This is a genomic window from Nostoc cycadae WK-1 (assembly GCF_002897135.1).
GTDB lineage: Bacteria > Cyanobacteriota > Cyanobacteriia > Cyanobacteriales > Nostocaceae > Nostoc_B.
The window spans coordinates 208510-228248 of sequence record NZ_DF978423.1 but is presented as its reverse complement, the minus strand read 5'-3'; the positions used below and the strand labels follow the sequence as shown (position 1 = coordinate 228248).

At 39.0% G+C, this 19739-nt stretch carries 17 protein-coding genes and 1 pseudogene; 13 read left to right on the top strand and 5 right to left on the bottom strand.

From position 1 onward, the window contains the following. The first annotated feature begins 55 nt into the window (after nt 1-55). Nucleotides 56-1381, top strand: coding sequence for an alpha/beta hydrolase (locus tag NCWK1_RS05315; protein ID WP_245894829.1), 1326 nt, complete (start codon nt 56-58; stop codon nt 1379-1381). Between the two features lie 117 nt (nt 1382-1498). On the opposite strand, the gene NCWK1_RS05310 is transcribed toward NCWK1_RS05315, so the two are convergent. Beyond that, the gene (locus tag NCWK1_RS05310) at nt 1499-6028 is read right to left on the bottom strand and encodes a tetratricopeptide repeat protein (protein WP_187308060.1); all 4530 of its coding nucleotides are present in this window, start codon (nt 6026-6028) and stop codon (nt 1499-1501) included. Nucleotides 6029-6292: 264 nt separating this feature from the next. Next, nucleotides 6293-6787 (bottom strand): peptide-methionine (R)-S-oxide reductase MsrB, encoded by a 495-nt coding sequence (gene msrB, locus NCWK1_RS05305; protein ID WP_096580923.1) that lies wholly within the window; start codon nt 6785-6787, stop codon nt 6293-6295. Between the two features lie 342 nt (nt 6788-7129). On the opposite strand from msrB, the gene NCWK1_RS05300 reads away from it, so the two are divergent. Next, nucleotides 7130-7357, top strand: a complete 228-nt coding sequence (locus tag NCWK1_RS05300; RefSeq protein ID WP_096580921.1) for a hypothetical protein — start codon at nt 7130-7132, stop codon at nt 7355-7357. Between the two features lie 217 nt (nt 7358-7574). Here NCWK1_RS05300 and NCWK1_RS05295 read toward each other — a convergent pair whose 3' ends face one another. Further along, the gene (locus NCWK1_RS05295) at nt 7575-7781 is read right to left on the bottom strand and encodes a ChaB family protein (protein WP_103123985.1); all 207 of its coding nucleotides are present in this window, start codon (nt 7779-7781) and stop codon (nt 7575-7577) included. Between the two features lie 35 nt (nt 7782-7816). After that, a complete protein-coding gene (locus tag NCWK1_RS05290) occupies nt 7817-8263 on the bottom strand; it encodes a pyridoxamine 5'-phosphate oxidase family protein (RefSeq protein WP_103123984.1) in 447 nt (148 codons plus the stop codon). Between the two features lie 308 nt (nt 8264-8571). On the opposite strand from NCWK1_RS05290, the gene NCWK1_RS05285 reads away from it, so the two are divergent. The 3 genes from NCWK1_RS05285 (at nt 8572) to metK (ending at nt 13698) form a co-directional block, all read left to right on the top strand. Continuing rightward, complete coding sequence (locus NCWK1_RS05285; protein WP_103123983.1) at nt 8572-9096, top strand: DUF5132 domain-containing protein; 525 nt, start codon at nt 8572-8574, stop codon at nt 9094-9096. 149 nt (nt 9097-9245) lie between these two features. Continuing rightward, the gene (locus tag NCWK1_RS05280; RefSeq protein ID WP_103123982.1) at nt 9246-12266 is read left to right on the top strand and encodes a cation-translocating P-type ATPase; all 3021 of its coding nucleotides are present in this window, start codon (nt 9246-9248) and stop codon (nt 12264-12266) included. Between the two features lie 247 nt (nt 12267-12513). Continuing rightward, nucleotides 12514-13698 carry a methionine adenosyltransferase gene (gene metK, locus NCWK1_RS05275; protein ID WP_103123981.1) on the top strand — a complete coding sequence of 395 codons (1185 nt, stop codon included), beginning with the start codon at nt 12514-12516 and terminating at the stop codon, nt 13696-13698. 37 nt (nt 13699-13735) lie between these two features. On the opposite strand, the gene NCWK1_RS05270 is transcribed toward metK, so the two are convergent. Continuing rightward, nucleotides 13736-14029: a DUF4142 domain-containing protein gene (locus NCWK1_RS05270; RefSeq protein WP_245894828.1), complete on the bottom strand. Its 294-nt coding sequence runs from the start codon at nt 14027-14029 to the stop codon at nt 13736-13738. Here NCWK1_RS05270 and NCWK1_RS05265 point away from each other — a divergent pair. The 8 genes and pseudogenes from NCWK1_RS05265 to NCWK1_RS05235 form a co-directional block, all read left to right on the top strand. Then, nucleotides 14029-15150, top strand: a complete 1122-nt coding sequence (locus NCWK1_RS05265) for a family 1 glycosylhydrolase (protein WP_340641196.1) — start codon at nt 14029-14031, stop codon at nt 15148-15150. The two genes, NCWK1_RS05270 and NCWK1_RS05265, sit on opposite strands and share 1 nt — an antisense overlap. 3 nt (nt 15151-15153) lie before the next feature. Beyond that, nucleotides 15154-15372, top strand: coding sequence for an SDR family oxidoreductase (locus NCWK1_RS30035; protein WP_245894827.1), 219 nt, complete (start codon nt 15154-15156; stop codon nt 15370-15372). Nucleotides 15373-15560: 188 nt separating this feature from the next. Then, nucleotides 15561-16205 (top strand): annotated as a pseudogene (gene galE, locus NCWK1_RS05260) (UDP-glucose 4-epimerase GalE); the annotation flags it as partial. Nucleotides 16206-16217: 12 nt separating this feature from the next. Beyond that, nucleotides 16218-16514: a hypothetical protein gene (locus tag NCWK1_RS05255; RefSeq protein ID WP_245894826.1), complete on the top strand. Its 297-nt coding sequence runs from the start codon at nt 16218-16220 to the stop codon at nt 16512-16514. Then, entirely contained in the window at nt 16493-17593 is a 1101-nt protein-coding gene (galT, locus tag NCWK1_RS05250; RefSeq protein WP_103123979.1) for a galactose-1-phosphate uridylyltransferase, read from the top strand. Before NCWK1_RS05255 ends, galT begins: the two co-directional genes overlap by 22 nt. Before the next feature lie 30 nt (nt 17594-17623). Beyond that, nucleotides 17624-18025 (top strand): M24 family metallopeptidase, encoded by a 402-nt coding sequence (locus NCWK1_RS30030; RefSeq protein ID WP_245894825.1) that lies wholly within the window; start codon nt 17624-17626, stop codon nt 18023-18025. Nucleotides 18026-18220: 195 nt separating this feature from the next. Then, the gene (locus NCWK1_RS30025; protein WP_245894824.1) at nt 18221-18376 is read left to right on the top strand and encodes a hypothetical protein; all 156 of its coding nucleotides are present in this window, start codon (nt 18221-18223) and stop codon (nt 18374-18376) included. 613 nt (nt 18377-18989) lie between these two features. Continuing rightward, the coding region (locus tag NCWK1_RS05235) for a galactokinase (RefSeq protein ID WP_103123978.1) at nt 18990-19739 on the top strand (750 nt) is incomplete at its 3' end.

Here is a 19739-nt window from a genome sequence, read left to right as displayed (position 1 = left end):
CCCTTTACCAGCAAGCCTTTCAAGACTTAACGGGAAAAGTCAGATATTAGAAGAGATGCGTTCGGCATTAATTTTGGCTGTTGCAGAACCAGATGGTTTAACGTTATTAAATCTTTTACGCAAGTATCCGGCTAAGAATATTCGGATTGATTTAGAAAGTAGCTTAAATATAGCGACAGAACTAGAAAATTTAGTAAAGGCGACTAATCAAGCGATCGCAATAGTTACACAAAGGTCTAATCTAGAAGCTATCACAATCCCAAAACCTAGCAATTTTTCACAACTAGCAGACTTGCAAAAACCAGGAAGTTTAAAATCACAAAAATATACATTAAATTATTTTGACTCAACCCGTAACCGCCCATTATTAACTGATATTTATCTTCCTAATCTGCTGCTTCCTGCACCACTAATTGTAATTTCGCATGGTTTGGGTACAGATAATAGTAACTTTCAATATTTAGCCACACATCTAGCTTCTTATGGGTTTGCGGTGGTTGTTCCCCAGCATCCAGAGAGTAATACGCAACAATTGCGATCGCTAATTCAAGTACAAGAAACAGAATTATTTACACCCGATGAATTTCAAAATCGCCCTTTAGATATTAAATATATCTTGGATCAGCTAGAAAAAGGTAACAAATCAGATACTCGAATTAAAGGTAAACTTAACTTACAACAAATTGGTGTTGTTGGTCATTCTTTAGGTGGTTACACAGCGCTGGCTTTAGCAGGTGCGAAAATTAATTTTGCTCAGTTAAAACAAGATTGTACAACTAAAGCGCTGCATCAAACTTGGAATATGTCTTTATTATTTCAATGTCGCGCTTTGGCAATACCAAACCAATCTGCTAATTATAATTTACAAGATAATCGCATTAAAGCTGCGATCGCCATTAACCCAGTAACAAGTTCGATTTTTGGCAAGGCTAGTTTAAGCCAAATCAAAACACCAGTGATGATTTTTGCTAGTAGCAATGATATTGTCGCACCCGCTATATTTGAGCAAATTTTACCTTTTGCTTGGTTTACCAATTCCCAAAAGTATCTTGTCACCCTTGTCGGTGGAACTCACTTCTCTGCTATTGGCGATGGAAATTCCACATCTGGACAAATCCCATTACCTACTGATATCGTTGGTGATGTTTTGCAAACACGGCGTTACATAAATGCTTTCAGCCTGCCGTTTTTTCAAACTTATATTGCTAAAAAGCCACAATATCTTTCATATCTCCATCCTGCTTACGCCCAAAAAATTTCTAGTCCAACTCTGGGTTTAAATCTTGTCCAGTCTCTCAGTACAGTTGAATTATTTCAAGTTATTAGTGCTGACTTTGATAATACCAAACACCTAAAAAAAACTTCCTTACTCCATAGCTAATTTTGGGTTTTGGTTGTTAAATATTGGCGTATCGTTGCTGTATGCGATGATTTTTTGGTGACAACAATGTTATGGTTTCAGATCCCCGACTTCTTAAAGAAGTCGGGGATCTAAAGATTACAACCCATTACCAATTAAAATAAACGGCGACCAGTAATAAGGGTGAGAATAATTATTTTCTGTAGTACTAGAATGACTATGTAGTAAAGTTAATTGTGCTTGGCGTAAAGCTTCAGCTTTTGTCGGGTGATTTTTATTGGCTAGATTGCTGTAAAATTGCTGCATAAGTAAACTGGTGCTGCGATCGTTTACTTGCCACAAAGAAGCTATCACTGCTTTTGCACCTCGATTCAGAAAAGAATATGCAACACTAGCAATTTCTACTCCATCTTGACGAGAGCCTGCAAGGGCTGTTTGACAAGCAGATAAAACAACTAAATTAATATTGCTTAACCCCGTTAAAGTTTGAATCTGAGGAATTACCAGTTTTTCCCCATTTCCTAACAACAAATAAGAAGCATCTTTGCTATCAGGAACAAATTCAGCATGAGTCGCCAGGTGTAAAATTTTATTCCCTGTGAGATTGTCTCGTAAATTACGAAAATCAAAGGCATTATTGAGGAACTCTTGTCCTGGATATATACCTTGTTGATTATTCTTAGTTTTAACAATTGCATTCAACTCTGTAGGGACATTTTCTAGCGCGGGAAAATCACCTACCGCTTGCGAAACTCCCATTGCTAAAACTGAAATATTTTGTGTTCCTGCGGGTAAGGTAGCCGTAGTATCTGTTAAATCTGCGGATAAAACATTGTAGACAGTATAATTCTCAATTAAATATTGCTGACCATCAAACAAAGCACTCATAGGGATATAACGTGTTACCCTATCAAGCGCAAACACGAGATTTTTTACTTTATTTTCTTTTAGTTCTGCTTCTAATGGTTTAATTAACCAGGTATAAAGTTTTTGGCTAACTGACTGAATCTGCGAAATATCTTTAACATCACAATCAATATTTTGACATCTTCCAATTAACCGCCGAAATTCTTTGACTGTATTTCCTAATTCTTCTCGCCCAACTTTGACTTCAAACTTTTTAGCAGCATCACCAGAATATAGCAATAGCCAAAGTTTATCTTCTAGCACCAAGGGGTAAATCATCACTGTACCCGGTTGTGATTTGACTATTTCTAAAACTTTGGGACTATCGGGACGAAATGCACCAGGATCTTTTGCTAGGCGTTCTCTAATTTCTATGTCGATTTTTGCTAACTCTTGATTAAACTCTGCAACTACGTTTGTCAGTTTATCGTTGAGTTTCGTTTTATCCTTACAGTTATTTTTTTCGCATTCGCTAATTTGTTTTGCTAAAGCAACAATTGATTGATTAGGCGTAGCAATTTTTGTCTCTTCTGGATTTAAAGTAACTTTTGGTTTCTCTGTTGTAGAAATACTAGTAGTGGCAAAATCTTTAATTTCTTGAATTTTCAGTAATTCTAAAACCTGTGTTGCTTCTTTTCCTCTACCTTGAGCCAGTAATAAATTTGCCAGTTGGCGATAAATATCAGAGGTGGTTACTTTGCCAAAATCAATCTTTGTTTGCAAGAAAGATGCTTGTAACTGTGGTGGTAATCCTTCAATATTACGACGGACTTGTTCAATTCCATTGACAGATTGTTTGTAGTAAGTAATTGCCACATTTGGTTGATTTAAATCAGCGTAAGTACGACCTAACCCAGCATAAATACCCCAACCACCACCTGTAACTTCTGTAGGTGTTTGAATTGTTAACGCCTGTTGATAAGCTGTAATTGCTTGCTGTTTTCTGCCAAATTTGCGATGTAAATCTCCTAAAACAGTCAGCGCATCTTTTTCATAAACTGGGTTCTGCACCTTTCTAGCAAATGCTAAAACTGTTTGTATTTCCTGTATTGCTTGTTGATCATTGCCTAATTCACCGTAGGCTAGGCTTAACATCCGATGTGGTATGATTTCCCAGGCTGGTTTTTTACTTGCTTTTAAAATAGCTAAACTTTGTTGGGCAAAGTCTACAGTTTTTTGCGCTTCTCCAGTATTGTAATAATTACCTGCGATCGCCAGTAAAGCAAACGCTTCTCCATTACGATTTTTTAGTTGTCGTTGTTTAACTACGAGTTGTTGATAAAAATCATTGCTTTTTTGATAAGCACCCAAATTACTATATGTATCGCCAAGATTAGCTAACGCGTATACCTCAGATGCAGGACTTTTGATTGCTTGAGCAATTTGTAAACTTTGTTGTGATAGCTCTAAAGCTTGGGGATAAGCTTGGATATTTCTGTAAATATTCCCTAGAGAAGCTAGTGCTTGAGCTTCTAAAGAACTGTCTTTAATTTCTCGTATAATTGCTAAACTTTGCTCTACTAATTCCTTACTTTTTTGGTAATTACCAATGCTGGTATAAGCAATGCTTAAATAAAGCAAACTTTGAGCTTCTAGAGGACGAATATGAGATTTTTTAGTATATAATAATCCTGGTTCTGCTATAGCAATGACTTTATTATATTCTCCTAGCGAATCATAGGCATTACTAAGATTAAGTGAAGCAAGTGCGATATTTACGAAATTTTGGGATTTTTGAGCTATGACCAAATGTTGTTGAGCGTATTTTATTGCTTGCTCATATTCTCCTTGTGTATTGTATGCTCTACTAATTCTTGTTAAAGGTTGCATTTCATACTCTGGAGCTTTTAATTGCCTTGCTATTGTTAAAGCTTGATTTGCTACTTCAATAGCTTTTTGTGTATCTCCTAATAAAAGGTAAATGTCACTGAATTTACTTAAAGTAGCAATTTGATAAGAACGTTTATTACTTTTTTGAAAAATTACTAATTGCTGTTGTCTTAATTCCAAAGCTTTTTGATAGTTACCTTGTTTTAGATAAATTTCACTTAATTTATCTAAAGCATCTGCTTCTATCCCTGAGTTTTGTAACTGTTTACCAATAGTTAACATTTGTTGTGCTAACTCAATAGCAGAGTTATAATTTCCCTTTCGTATATAAATTCCACTGAGTTGCTCTAAAGCATCTGCTTCTAGCTTCGGTTCCTTAATTTGACGGGTAATATCTAAAGCTTGCTGAGTAACTTCAATAGCTTTAGGAAAATCTTGTAAATCCTGATATACATAACCTAAATAAATTAACGCATCAGCTTCTAATTTTGGTCGGTGAAGATTTTGTACTGCACTTAAACTTTGTTTAGCAAAATCTAGTGCTTTCTCGTATTCTCCAAGATTCTTATAAATAAGAGTCAAGCCTTGTAAAGCAGAGGCTGGATAACTTAGAGCATAATCTTGTATTGTAGGTGGTAATTCAGTAATTTTTATGTCTTTTGATTTAACTAAAGCTTGTTGACAAGCTTCAATTGCTTTTTGATAATCTGTCAATACATTATATGTACTGCAAATAGTTAATAATACACTAACTTCATTGGCAGTATCTTTCTGTTCTCTATAAATTTCTAATTCTCGCTGTCTTAACTCAATTACTTTGCGATTTTCTCCCTGGTTACTATAAATTGATGCTAAGTTAGATAAAGCAGAATGTTCTGTATCAAGTGCTTTAATTTGTCGCGCAATTTTAATTGATTGCTGTAATAATTCAATGGCTTTTTGATTATCTCCTAAATATTGGTAAGCACTTCCTAATGCTCTTAATGCGTCGGCTTCCTGGTCTGCTTTATTCAACTCTTTAGCAATAACTAAAGCTTCCTCAGCCAACTTAACTGTTTGATTAGATATATCTTTTGCTTGAGATGTTATCCCACTGACATTAGCATTTGTAGCAATTACTAAATATTGAGAAATAATTAATTTTAAAGTGTTCAGTTGAATAGTTTTGTCTTTAATTTCGCGTTGAACTGCTAAGGCTTGGCGGTAAGAATCTAAAGCGATGTCATCTTTTTTTTGGTTGCTATATGTAAGCCCAATAAAATATAGCAATCTTCCTTCAAATGCACGGTTTCCTACTTTTCTACTGGCAGCTAAAGCTTTATTAAACCATTCCAAAGCATGAGGATAGTTTGATATAGTTTTATAAACTATCCCTATTCTAGATAGAGTATATTCTTCTTGAAATTTATCTCCAATTTCTTGATGTATTTTTAATGCTTGCTGTAAAATTTCTAAAGCTTTAGGTTGTTGTTTTAAATAAGAATAAGTTAACCCAATTCTACTAAGAGTAACTCCTTCTCCGGCTTTATCCTTGACTTCACGGCGAATTACTAAAGCTTGCTGTAATGTTTCTAAAGCCTGCTCATTTTGATCTAAGTTGAAGTAAGTTGCGCCAAGATTATCAAGAGTTTCTCCCTCACCTGTACGGTCTTTGATTTGTTGGCGAATTGCTAAAGCTTGTTGCAAAAGTTCTAATGCTTTTTGGTATTGAAATATTAAATTATAAACCAGTCCTAAATTATTGAGAGTTTGCCCAACTCCTTTTTTATCATCTAGTAGGCGGTAAATAGCTAAGGCTTGTTCATAACTTTTCACTGCATCGTCATAATATCCACGTCGATATTGTTGCACTCCCTGTTGGTAGAGTTTATCTGCTTGTGCTTTGCGGTTAGGTTGAGTAACAGTTTGTGCTAATGTCTGCTTGATTAACACATTATTTGCTGATAGTCCTATAAAACAAAACAGAGAAAGTATAAGGGTAGTAACGGTAAAGCTTTTAGAGTTGTGACGCATTTAATTAATATATTATATTGCCAATATTTTTCAACTTGGTATAAGATAGAGATACAATACGTAAGTATATTTTTATTAAAAATAGCTGTATTTTTAATAATTCGTAAAAAAGCAGAAGCCCAGTTTTTTAGAAAACTGGGCTTTTGGGCTATTGAGTTATAGAAGCGATCGCACTTTGATTAGTTAAGCAGGGATAAACTTCAACGACACACCATTCATACAATAGCGTTGACCTGTAGGTGCAGGGCCATCAGCAAATACATGGCCTAAATGTCCACCACAACGCCTACAATGTACTTCTGTACGCGTCATAAACAACGACCTATCTACAGTAGTAGCGATCGCACCTTCAATGGGTTGAAAGAAACTTGGCCAGCCAGTACCGCTGTTAAATTTGGTATCTGATTTAAACAGTGGTAAGTCACAAGCCGCACACACATAAGTACCTTGTGCATACTCCTTATCAAGGGGACTGGTGAAAGCACGTTCAGTTCCATGTTTACGCAAAACATAAAACTGTTCTTTTGTTAATATTTTGCTCCATTCATCTTCAGATTTGGTAACTTCAAACTCAGTGTTAGAACTTGCCACGATTTCTCCTCTTGGATTAATAAACTGTGATAATAAGGCTGCACCTGTTAATACGGCACCAGCCTCTAAAAAATAGCGTTTTTTCATATAGCAATTACCAATCTAATTAAGTAGATCTTCCCCAGCCTTTAATCTCTGACATTAAAGAAATGTACACCACTAAAATGAGAAACGCTATATATCTATTATGAGTTTTTGCTTAATTGCATTGCCAGAGATGAAGAATCTGGTTTGATTACTAAACATATTTGAGCTAAGTAACAGGGAACAGAGTAGCACGTTTTCAAGTGGAGACTTACATTTTAGCTAAAAAAGCGCCCACCTAATGATAGATATTTTAAATTAAGATGTCGCCCCGTTAGTCGGAGGACAGATAGTGCTGCACTTTTTAGAATCAGGACAAAGCTGGGAACCGGAGGTAATTAGGGTGTGAATTTACAAATGTATGAATTAAAAGAAACTGCGACTCAACTACTAGCCGCCATGCTATCTAACCCTCACATTTACCCCCAGGTTAGCGATGAAGGAGGATATGGAAAGATGGAACAGCAATTAATGATTGTGGCTGTGGAGATGGCGGAAAGCTTAATTCAGCATATCAATCATACCCATCTGCAAAGTGAGCCAGAACTAAATTCTCAAAACGAATCTTGTTGATGATGTTTAAAAATACGAAATAACCTGGGAACATGACAAACTTTTAGTTACTCATCTTGAATGCTCAAGAATTTTACTATTGTTTGTTTAAATCCCCAGGATCGAAGTTTACTACTACTGCCAGTAAGAAAAATAACTTTTATGACTTTTGTTAGCGTCTAACTAAAGAAAGAGCTTTTTGGCACTTATTTTGACCAGCAGTAAAATCAATTACATGTTAATTATTTGATTTTTTGTACCACTGACCATCTTCGCCTTTTTTGTAATCACGCTTTACCGCACTCCACGCCACCCGGAAAGCACTTTCTTCGTTATCATATTCTCTTACTGCACTATTAAATGCAGCCCGAAAGATTTCTTGGGCGTGTTTGGGTAAGTGGTCTTTTACTGCATCTGGTAATTCATCAATTTGTTGATAGGGCATAAAATTATTACCCTCCTGTTTTAAATGGATGATATTCAAGACAAGTTTATATGTTGGGGATGATAGCTAGAACGACTATCCCAATAATCAGCTTGTTTAATACTCACTTTGAGTAAAGCTAAATCTGGTTCATTTAATCCTTGAGAAAACCAAGTTTGTAATTCTGGTTTCCATAACTCTGCCATTTTTTGGCGGTCTTGTAGTAGTTGTGCTGTGCCAGAAATAGAAATATAACGCTGATTTTGCGATGATGTAAAGCTAACATTCACTTGCTGATTATGTTCAATTTCACTAACTCTATGAGAATTAGCGCTAGTAAAAAACCAGAGTGTCCCATCTGTATCTAGTTCATCAATAGAGTGCATTGGACAACTGTGCAAACTACCATCATCATTGACTGTGGTCAACATCCCATAGTCAATACCTTTAATTAAGGTTTGCAGTTCTTGAATTTGGCGATCGCTGTTTGTGGAAATTGCCATAACACCTTTTTCTCTTAATTTATTTACCTAGATTTTATGGATTACAACCAATATTTGATTCTGGTGTAATCTATTTTTTATTCTTAACATTTACTTACGCTGATTACTTGAGTCTAAAGACAGAATTTTGCTGGATAGACTAATATATTTCGGCATCCTTAGAGAAGTCAAAAAGCTGAATTACTCAAACATAAGTAATGCTAGAGATGGAAATTTAAAATTATGTCTGTGACTTTTGGACGATGGAAATAGCTAATAGTTTGATTACGCTTCTATAGTGATTAGTCGCTGCTAGAGGAGATATGACTATGGAGTCTACCTTTGATTGGGAAAAAGTGAATTTACCAGAAATTGTTGACGGTTTGACCGCGATTATTTTTTCACCGATAATTGTCCTAATAGCTGAAGTTATCAAACAACCTCTAGTCCAAACGGCTATTAAAGAAGGTATAAATCTATCTCAAAGTTATCAAGAAACAGTCGCAGCCGTAACAGGCGATGTTCGCACTCGACCAACAACCGAGGAAGTTAATTATAGAAATGGCTCAACTTCTCCAATTTATTTAACAGACGGGAAATCAGCGATCGCTAAAGATTTGTTAAATGTAATGTCTGATTTTAATGCCGATGTTTACACAATGACTAACGGTGCCGCTGATTTGCGATTGATAGTACCTTTAGGTCTTGGTTTATTTGCCCTTACTCAGTTAATCAAACAAGGATTTAAGTTTGGAGAGATATCTTGGTATATATTAGCATGGTTTGCCTTTGATAGTTTCATAAAACTTAACGTTACTGAGGAATCACAGCGAATAAATGTAAATAAAAATTAATCAATTGAGCCTGATTATTAAGGGATAAACTTTGAAACTCTTAACATTGCTGTTAACAGCAATGAGAGTTTCATCATCTATAATTTGACAATGGAGATACATTTAAAAATTGCAGTTTTGCAAGAGCAAACACGGGGGCAAAAATTGCAGTGATTCAAGCAATACATACTAAAGTTAAAGGCAGAGCTAGATATAAAATAGAAGAACTTCACAATTCAGCAGAACTCAAAAATTATCTGGAGCGATCGCTAGGAAATTATCCAGAAATAAAGTTGGTGAATGCTAATCCTTTAACCAGCAAAATTTTGGTTTATTTTCCCCAAGAAAAAAGCTATAAAGACATAGGCACTCTTATTGAAAAAGTTTTATTAACATACAAAGAAAAAACCAAGTTAATTGCAGCAAATAAAAGCGAGAAAAAATTAAAAGTAAGTAAACCAACTATTACTAATACCCAACAACAAAAGGGAGAAGATTGGTATTTACTGCCAGTTAATAAAGTGGTTCACCAATTACATACCTCGCCAACTGATGGATTATCCAGTGCATCAGCCAGCGCCAATCTGCAAAAATATGGTTCTAATGTCCTCTCGCATACAGAAACACGCTCCGATTTCAGCATTATTATTGAACAATTTAAATCTCTGCCAGTGGCATTACTCGGAGTGGCGGCGGGGGTGTCAATTTTCACGGGTGGAGTGATTGATGCGGCGGTAATTTTAGGCGTAGTAATTCTCAATGCGGCAATTGGTTATACCACAGAAAGCCAATCAGAAAAAATCATTCACTCTCTCAAAAATCGAGAACCTGCATCAACTTGGGTAATTAGAGACAGCAACCTGCAAGAAATCCCCACAGAAAATGTAGTTTTAGGCGATATTTTAGCCCTCAAACCAGGCACTTATGTCTCCGCAGATTCCCGTTTAATTGCAGCAGATAACCTGAGTATTGATGAATCTGCCTTAACTGGGGAGAGTCTGCCTGTAACTAAAACTGATGATTTGCTTATAGGTGAAGATATCCCATTAGGCGATCGCGTGAACATGGCCTATAAAGGCACTTTTGTCACAGGTGGTCAAGGACTGGCGGTAGTGGTCGCCACAGGTCAATCTACCGAAATGGGCAATATCCAGCAACTTGTGGGCGAAGCCACCGCAATGGAAACACCCCTCGCCAAACAACTAGACCAAGTAGGCAGCCAGTTGGTATTAATCAGTATGGGTATTTGTGGTTTAGTCTTCGGTTTGGGTGTGTGGCGAGGATACGGCTTAGTACAGATGTTGAAATCATCCATTTCCCTCGCCGTGGCTGCGGTTCCCGAAGGCTTACCCACCGTCGCTACTACCACCCTCGCCCTGGGTATCCGCGATATGCGCCGCAACCGCGTTCTAGTGCGGAGTTTGAGTGCAGTTGAAGCCTTGGGTTCAGTCCAGACAATTTGTCTGGATAAAACCGGGACACTGACAGAAAATAAAATGTCAGTCGTGGAAATTCAAAGCAACACCCACAACATCAAAGTTGCAGACGGAGAATTTATCACAGGGGAACAAAAAATTAATCCCTATCACAACGATGAACTATTAAAACTAATTCATGTCTCAGTTCTCTGCAACGAAAGCCAAGTCAGCCGCGAGGGAAATGGTAAGTATGAAGTTATCGGTTCAGCCACCGAAAACGCCCTGATTTACATGGCCATTAGTTCTGGGGTAGATATCATCGACCTCAAACAAAAGTATCCTCTAGTGCAAACCAACCTGCGGTCAGAAAATCGCAACCTGATGAGTACAATTCATCAAATTCATGATGAGAAAAAGTTTGTCGCCGTTAAAGGTAGCCCCGCCGAAGTGGTGGAACTTTGCCAAACATGGGTAAAACATGGAGAAATAGTAGAATTAACCCCAGCAGATAAAAGAGCGATCGCTATAGAAAATGATCGCATGGCAGGGAAAGCATTACGAGTATTAGGTGTAGCCTACAACCACATTAACGAGTTTCAAAGCAATAATAATCATGAATTAGACTTGATTTGGTTGGGTTTAGTCGGTATGGCCGACCCCATCCGCAAAGGTGCAAAACAACTTATTAGCGACTTTCATCAAGCCGGTATCGCCACCGTGATGATTACCGGCGACCAAAGCCCCACAGCTTACGCGATCGCCAAAGAATTAGAATTAAGTCAAGAACAACAATTAGAAATTCTCGACTCCAGCAACCTCAATAATCTCACCCCCGCAGCCTTAACCGCCCTCAGCGACAAAGTAGATGTCTTCGCCCGCATCAGTCCCAGCAATAAACTGCAAATAGTCCAAGCCTTGCAAGCCGCCGGGAAAGTCGTCGCTATGACCGGAGATGGTATTAACGATGCACCCGCCTTAAAAGCCGCCCAAGTTGGTGTGGCTATGGGGAAAGGCGGTACAGATGTCGCCAGAGAAGTTGCAGATATCGTCCTGGAAGACGACCGACTCGAAACCATGATTGTCGCCGTCAGTCGCGGAAGGACAATATACAACAACATCCGCAAATCTGTACATTTCCTCCTCGCCACCAACCTCAGCGAAATCATGGTGATGACCACCGCCACCGCAGCAGGTATTGGCGAACCCTTAAATGCAATTCAATTACTCTGGCTAAACTTAGTTACCGACATCTTCCCTGGTTTATCCTTAGCGATGGAAGCCCCAGAACCAGAAGTTTTGAGTCAACCACCACGCAACCCCGACGAACCAATCATTAAAAAATCCGACTTTGGTCGAATCGTCTTTGAGTCCGCCGGATTATCTGTTAGTACCTTACTCGCTTACGCCTACGCCCTCCGCAGATATGGTTTTAGCCCCCAAGCTAGTACAATTGCCTTTTTCACCCTGACCTCAAGCCAATTGCTGCATACAATTAGTTGTCGTTCCGAACATCACAGCCTATTTAGCAAAGAAAAACTCCCACGTAATAGCTATTTAAATGCTGCCATTGTTGGTTCCTTTGCTATTCAAATTTTAGCGATCGCTCTGCCACCTTTAAGAAATCTCTTAAAGATTACCCCAATTAACTTTGTGGATACTGCTGTCATCATTGGTAGTGCTTTGTGGCCTTTATTGTTAAGCGAATCAACAAAGAATATTCAGCCAAATATCAATGGTGTTCCACCATTACTTATGCCAGATAATAATCTGTAACTCTAGAGTTTTGTTAACTAAAAAAAACGAACCACATAGACGCGTCAGCGGCTTCCCGCAGGGTAGGACGCAAAGGACACAAAGGAAGAAGATTAAGTAATCTTAGTATTCATACTTGAGGCTAGTAATCCATCAAATTTGCCTTCTGAGATAAAGCAATGCTATTCCTCTGATTTTCCTCTTTCTTTGCGAACTTTGTGTCCTTTGCGGTTCGTTAAAAAAATGTCGCGCCAATACACTAAATATTATGAAAAAAGACTTCATGTTCACATCAGAATCAGTCACCGAAGGACATCCTGATAAATTGTGTGATCAAATCAGTGATGCCATAGTAGACCGATTCTTACAACAAGACCCCTACGCCAGAGTCATTACCGAATGTGCTGCTTCCACAGGCATATTATTTATTGCTGCCCGATTTGAACCAAATGCCAATGTAGACTTTACCAATATTGCCAGACAAGTAATTGAACAAATTGGTTACGAACAAAAAGAATTTAATAGCAAAACTTGTAGTATTTTGACCAGCTTGCGAGAATTGCCAGCCAGCCAAACTCACTTATTTGATGAGCATAATTTATCTGATGAAGAGATAGAAAAAATTACCGTGACAAATCAAGTAACAGTCTTTGGTTTTGCTTGTAATCAAACTTATACCCTAATGCCTCTGCCAATTTGGTTGGCCCATAAATTAGCCAGACAATTAAGTGAAGTTAGACACAGAAATATATTACCCTATCTAACACCTGATGGTAAAACTCAAGTCGGAGTAGAATATCGAAATCGCCGTCCTGATAGAATACATAGTATTACTGTAATTGCCAGTCAAAATAAAGCAGGTAAACCTGATTTACAGCAATTACAAGATGATATTAAAGAAATAGTAATTAATCCTGTTTTTGAGAATGAAGAAATTCGACCCGATGCCAAAACTAGAATATTTATTAATCCCGATGGCGCATTTATTAAAGGTGGGCCAGCAGTCCATTCTGGCTTAACTGGCAGAAAAAACGCGATCGATACCTACGGCGAATATTCTAAACATAGTGGTTCAGCTTTGAGTGGCAAAGACCCAATTAGGATAGATAGGATAGGCGCTTATATTGCCCGTTATGCAGCTAAAAATGTCGTTGCTGCCAAACTTGCAGATGAATGTGAAGTGCAACTCAGTTATTCCATTGGTTTGTCTCGTCCTGTGAGTGTTCAAGTAGAAACTTTTGGCACAGGGAAAATCTCTGACGAAGAAATTACTAATTTATTAGAAAAGCATTTTGATTTTCGCTTGGCAGGAATTATTAAACAATTTAATTTAAGACATTTACCGACAATTCATCCAGGTGGTTTTTATCGCCAACTTGCAGTTTATGGCCATGTAGGAAGGATGGATCTAGATTTACCTTGGGAAAAAATAGATAAAGTTGGTATATTGTGACTGAATTTAACTTCAGTTCTAGTTTCAATTAGGGAAATTAATTACCCTTGCTTGATTGCGGAGTGGCTTGAGTTAACAAGCGTTGCCCCATTTGTAAGTGTCTCAGGGTAATGGGTATATTTTTAGTAGCAAATGCCTGTAAATCTGAGTCTTGTCCAAGTTGTGACTCACGTCGTTGCACAACAAAATATTCTGTATGTAAGTTAATCCCAGCTTCTTCTTTATATGCTTGGTCAAAATCTCCGCCAGAAAATTGTGAGAGTCTGGCGATCGCAGCCTGATATTTTGGGCTTAAAGTAGTTGGGGTAGTAATCCCTTTTTGATTAGCCAATTGTCGGATTAGTCCATCATGGTAGCGGCCCCCGTGATACCAGTTTAATAGATCCAGAATTTCCGCAAAAATTAGCTGAGTTTGCCCGTGCAGTTGCCGAGCGATATCCTTGGATCAGATATTACACTCCCATTAACGAACCACTAACAACAGCAAGATTTAGTGGGATGTATGGTCACTGGTATCCTCACGGACGGGATAATGTAACTTTTGCCCGTGCTTTATTAGTGGAGTGTCGAGCGATCGCATTTTCAATGCAAGCAATTCGAGAAATTAATCCTCATGCTCAACTTGTACAAACGGAAGACTTAGGTAAAACTTACACTACAGCAAAACTAGCTTATCAAGCAGAATTTGAAAATGAACGGCGTTGGTTAAGCTTTGATTTATTATGTGGTCGCATTACCCCAACTCATTCTATGTGGGGTTACTTACTTTATTGTGGTTTGAGCGAGACGGATCTGGAAGAAGTTTGTCAAAATATTTACTGTCCACCAGATATTATTGGCATTAATCATTACCTTACAAGCGATCGCTTTTTAGATGAGCATCTAGAAAATTATCCAACTTGGACGCATGGTGGTAATGGGTGGGACAAATATGCTGATGTTGAGGCGGTGCGAGTTTGTACCGATAGTGTTGCAGGTGTGTACACATTACTGCAAGAAGTTTGGGAACGTTACAACTTACCAATGGCTGTGACGGAAATTCACCTTAGCTGTACCCGTGAGGAACAATTACGTTGGTTATACGAAGCTTGGAATGCTGTACAGAAATTACAAGCTGAAGGTGTAGATATTCGTGCTATTACAGCTTGGGCGCTTTTAGGTAGTTACGACTGGAATAGCTTAGTAACTCGTTCCGCAGGCTATTACGAACCAGGCGTATTTGATTTACGTTCTCCCCAGCCTAGACCAACTGCGATCGCTAAATTAGTTCGTGATTTAGCTACAGGTAATCAACCTTATCATCCATTACTTAATACACCAGGATGGTGGCATCGTCCAGAGCCGGGAAATAAATTTGTTGTGGCTGAAGATGCCATTATTTCACCTACATACATCCCGGATCTTGTTCATACTAGTCTCGATTTATTAATTGATGGTGAAAGCGGTTTGTAGCATTTGGCTAATAAAAGTGCGATCGCGTGGGCTGATTTAGCCCGACTAGCAGCAAAACACGCAGGTGTGAGTGTGAGTAATTTGATTGCGTTACCTACACAAGAACTAGGTTTAATTGCTCCCCGCCCAATTTACAGTGTACTCGGTAGCGATCGCGGTGAAATTATGCCTTGCCTCGACAGTGCTATGTCTCGCTACTTTGAGGAAATAACTAAAAACTAGCCATTCAATATTTACCATCTTGCAATCCTAATGTGTTGCTTCGCATTCACAATGTATTGACTTGCAATTGCAATGCGTTGCTTTGCATTTATAATGCGTTGCTTCGCAATTGCAATGCGTTGCTTCACATTCACAATGTGTTGCTTCACATTCACAATTCACTAACTTGTATTCGTTAATTTTTAATTATGTCAACTATTTTAGTTACAGGGGGAGCCGGATATATTGGCTCTCATGCAGTATTAGCTCTAAAAACCGCAGGGTATGAGGTTATTGTCCTAGATAATCTTTCAAATGGGCATCGAGAAATTGTCGAGGAAGTTTTGCAGGTTAAGCTGATTGTAGGGGATATGAGCGATCGCCCTCTTCTCGATCAACTATTTGCTACACATAATATAGCCGCAGTTATGCACTTTGCTGCTTATATTGCTGTGGGTGAATCTGTAACTGAGCCAGCTAAATATTATCGCAATAATGTTGTCGGTACTTTGACGCTGTTAGAAGCAATGTTAGCGGCATCAATTAATAAATTTATCTTCTCTTCTACTTGCGCTCTTTATGGTGTACCGCAATTTATTCCTTTAACTGAAGACCATCCGCAAAGCCCCATTAGTCCTTATGCTACTACTAAGTGGATGGTAGAAAGAATTTTGTCAGATTTTGATATTGCTTACAATCTCAAGTCTGTCAGCTTTCGTTATTTTAATGCCGCCGGGGCTGAACCCAATGGATTGCTAGGCGAAGATCATATCCCCGAAACTCATCTCATTCCCTTAGTTTTACAAGCTGCTTTAGGTAAAAGGGAATCTATAGTAATTTTTGGTACAGATTACTGACAACCAGTCATGTTAACCGAGTTTGGTGGGATTGCCTATGCGCCTCTGGATCAACCTCACGCGGATCAAGCTTGGGGATATGAAAACTGCTCAAGTATCTCCGAACTAGAAATGAAATATGCTGCCTTGCTGGAAACAGTCAATGACATTGAACTATTTAGCGGTTTCTGTTACACACAATTCACAGATACCTTCCAAGAAGCTAACGGTTTATTGTACAGCGATCGCACACCGAAATTCCCTATCGAAGCAATCCGCGCTGCCACCCTCTCAGGACAAGGATTATGTACTCCCACAAGCTGTTAAAGCCCGACGGACGCAAACTCACCTTATATAGTCGTTACCCAATTACTAGTCAGTTAGAAGCTACTAGCCCCAGTCATGAGCCAGTACAAGCCAATCCCCATCTACGCTGGCATCCCTTGCGAGGCGAATGGGTAGCCTACGCTAGTCACCGTCAAGGCCGGACTTTCATGCCGCCCCCAGAATATAACCCCCTGGCACCTACCACCAACCCGAAGTTTCCCACAGAACTTCCCCAAGGTAAGTATGACGTGGCAGTGTTCGATAACCGCTTTCCCTCCATGAGCCTCACAGCCAACAATCCACCGGAAACCATTGTGGAAACGTTACCCGCCAATGGAGCTTGTGAGGTAGTTGTTTTTACTCAAAATGCCAGTGCTTCCCTCAGTTCCCTAGAATTGGCGCACCTGGATTTGCTGTTGGAAGTGTGGGGCGATCGCACCCGCGAACTAGGGGCAAATCCGCAGATTCAATATGTGTTGCCCTTTGAAAACAAAGGTGTAGAAGTTGGTGTAACTTTGCACCATCCACATGGACAGATTTACGCATATCCTTTCGTTCCCCCTGTGCCAGCGCGGATGTTAGCAATGCAACAGGAGTATTATCAAGAACATAGGCGGGGTTTACTGCAAGATTTAATTCAGCAGGAAATTGCCGACAACCAACGAATTATTTATCAAGATGAAGATGCGATCGCCTTCGTCCCCGTGTGCGCTCGTTATCCTTATGAAGTTTGGATTGCGCCTAAACAGCCAGTTAGCAGTTTTATGGAACTTAATCCAGCACAACGTTGGGGACTTGCCAAAGCATTAAAAACCGTCACTCTCAAATATGACGGTTTGTGGAATCGCCCATTTCCTTATTTAATGGCTTGGTTTGGTGCGCCAACTGACGGATTAGCCCATCCCGAAGCCCACTTACACGCCCAGTTTTATCCACCCTATCGTACCAGTGAAAGGCTGAAGTATTTGGCGGGAACAGAACTCGCCGCCGGGATGTTTGCGAATGATGCTTTACCGGAGGAGAAGGCAAAAGAGTTACAAGCGGTGGCTGTAAATCTGGAAATGCCAGTTTCGGTATAAAGTTACAGGTTGTGGTAGTTGCGATCGCTAATGTACGATTTTGACTACCAACCTCAACCACAGCGACTATTGGCTGATGAAGATTGGGTTTCAACACCTCAGACAGACGCAGATCGCCAAGTCGGACAAAAAGCCAGCGCAGCGATGACAGAAGTACTCAAAGCTGCTCGTCCTACCTGGACAGAATATCAATTAGCGGGTGCAGGTGCAGAAGCATTGTGGGCTAGAGGTTTACATCCAGCGCTGACACTGGTAGCTGGAGACAGACGTTTACCTTTGTATCGTCATGCTACCCCAACCGGAGAAAAACTTGGAAGGCAGGCAATGTTAGTATTTTGCGCTAGAGGATATGGTTTATATGCCAACCTCACGCGCTTTGTTTGTTTTGGTAGCCTTTCAAAAAATGAAGCTGAATTACATCGTCATGTGTGAGAAATAGAAGCCATCGCCCTATCTACATCTCAGCCGGGAATAACTCTTGACGCAGTTTATTCTGCACTAGCCCAAGCTTATGAACAGCATGGTTTCCCCAATGCTATCCACGAACATCACCAAGGAGGAACTACAGGCTATTTAGCCAGAGAGATTGTCGCCAATCCACTAACAAACGACTTTTTAACAGAAAATATGGCGATCGCTTGGAATCCTAGTTTATCAGGAGCGAAGGTTGAAGATACTTTTGTCATCCTCAAGAATAAAAAGCTAGAAAACCTGACTTTTGACTCTAACTTTCCTAATGTTGAGGTGGATGGAAGATTGCGTGCAGTACCTTTGGAAATGTAGAAAAATCAAAGGGACACAATGATGATGTGTCCCATATCAGAAATAACATTTACTCTGTTCAGGAAAGCGAGATTAGGGGTTAATAATTCCGTAGTAAATGGCAGTGACAAATAAGCAAGCACTCAAGATTACCAAAGTTAAGTCATAACGTAATCGCTTATTTGGCAAATCTTGTTTAGTGATTACACTATCCTTCTGCACCTGAGTTAGCGGTTCTCGCCGGAATTGTCAGGATTAATGTAATTAGATTGATTTTCTTTTGTTTCCGTGTGATTTGTTAAAAATTGCATAGACTTTTTTTGCCATATTGTTGGCTTTGTTGCTGCTATTTTTCTAAAAATTAACTTATCAATACATCAGCCTGAAGAATTACCTTAGTTTCAACGTTGGTTCTGCTCAAAGAGTTATCTAATATGAAGTTAGTCTGTAATTGTTAATACTTGGAAGCTTTTCTAGGAAATTTTATCAAGTTATACAATGTTATGAGCAATAAAACAGAGTTAGAATATAACCTCATAAACATTCGCAAATATCATCTACTTAGGTTTTTCTAAAAAGTTAAACCTCTAGACAGATGTGCAATATTTAATTAATTTTCTATTAAAAAATACTTATGGATTTTCTCCAAATATTCGGCACATTATCAGTAACTCAAGCTAATGCACCGGGAAGGGTGAATTTACTGGGCGAACATACCGATTACAACGATGGTTTTGTGCTGCCAACAGCGATTCCTCAACATACAACGGTACAGTTAAGTTTCAGTGATGATGGACAACACCATTTTTATTCCGCCAATCTTCAAGAACATGTCAGTATTTTAGATATTCATCATAGTCCTTCTGGATTTGCCAGTTATATTTTTGGTTGTATTGAAATTTTGAAACAAGCAGGATACACGATTCCTTCGCTGAATGTGTATGTCCAATCATCAGTTCCTATAGGTTCTGGTTTATCTAGCAGTGCAGCATTAGAAGTCGCAACACTCCGAGCAATTCGCCAACTTTTACATCTCCCTATAGATGATGTGGAAATTGCCCAACTTGCCCAACAAGCAGAAATTCACTATGCAGGAGTACAATGCGGCATTATGGATCAAATGGCTTCTAGTCTTGCGGACACTCAACATATTTTGTTTTTAGATACCCGCACTCTAGAACGTCATATACTTCCTTTACCCAACAAAACAACGATTTTAGTGATAGATAGCGGTGTACCCCGCACCTTGGCAAGTAGCGGATACAACCAACGCCGTGCAGAGTGTGAAGAGGCGGCACATTTGTTGGGAGTCAAGGCATTACGAGATATCACAGATGCTCAGGTGACAGAAAGCTTACCTCACATCTTGCACCTGATAAAAAAA

Bases quoted from the DNA above. Each gene is read 5' to 3' on its own strand.
- NCWK1_RS05315 (WP_245894829.1), top strand. From the start codon at position 56: ATGCGTTCGGCATTAATTTTGGCTGTTGCAGAACCAGATGGTTTAACG.
- NCWK1_RS30025 (WP_245894824.1), top strand. From the start codon at position 18,221: ATGGCGATCGCTTGGAATCCTAGTTTATCAGGAGCGAAGGTTGAAGAT.
- NCWK1_RS05295 (WP_103123985.1), bottom strand. From the start codon at position 7,781: ATGCCCTATCAACAAATTGATGAATTACCAGATGCAGTAAAAGACCAC.
- galT (WP_103123979.1), top strand. From the start codon at position 16,493: ATGTACTCCCACAAGCTGTTAAAGCCCGACGGACGCAAACTCACCTTA.
- NCWK1_RS30030 (WP_245894825.1), top strand. From the start codon at position 17,624: ATGTACGATTTTGACTACCAACCTCAACCACAGCGACTATTGGCTGAT.
- NCWK1_RS05255 (WP_245894826.1), top strand. From the start codon at position 16,218: ATGTTAACCGAGTTTGGTGGGATTGCCTATGCGCCTCTGGATCAACCT.
- NCWK1_RS05285 (WP_103123983.1), top strand. From the start codon at position 8,572: ATGGAGTCTACCTTTGATTGGGAAAAAGTGAATTTACCAGAAATTGTT.
- metK (WP_103123981.1), top strand. From the start codon at position 12,514: ATGAAAAAAGACTTCATGTTCACATCAGAATCAGTCACCGAAGGACAT.
- NCWK1_RS05290 (WP_103123984.1), bottom strand. From the start codon at position 8,263: ATGGCAATTTCCACAAACAGCGATCGCCAAATTCAAGAACTGCAAACC.
- msrB (WP_096580923.1), bottom strand. From the start codon at position 6,787: ATGAAAAAACGCTATTTTTTAGAGGCTGGTGCCGTATTAACAGGTGCA.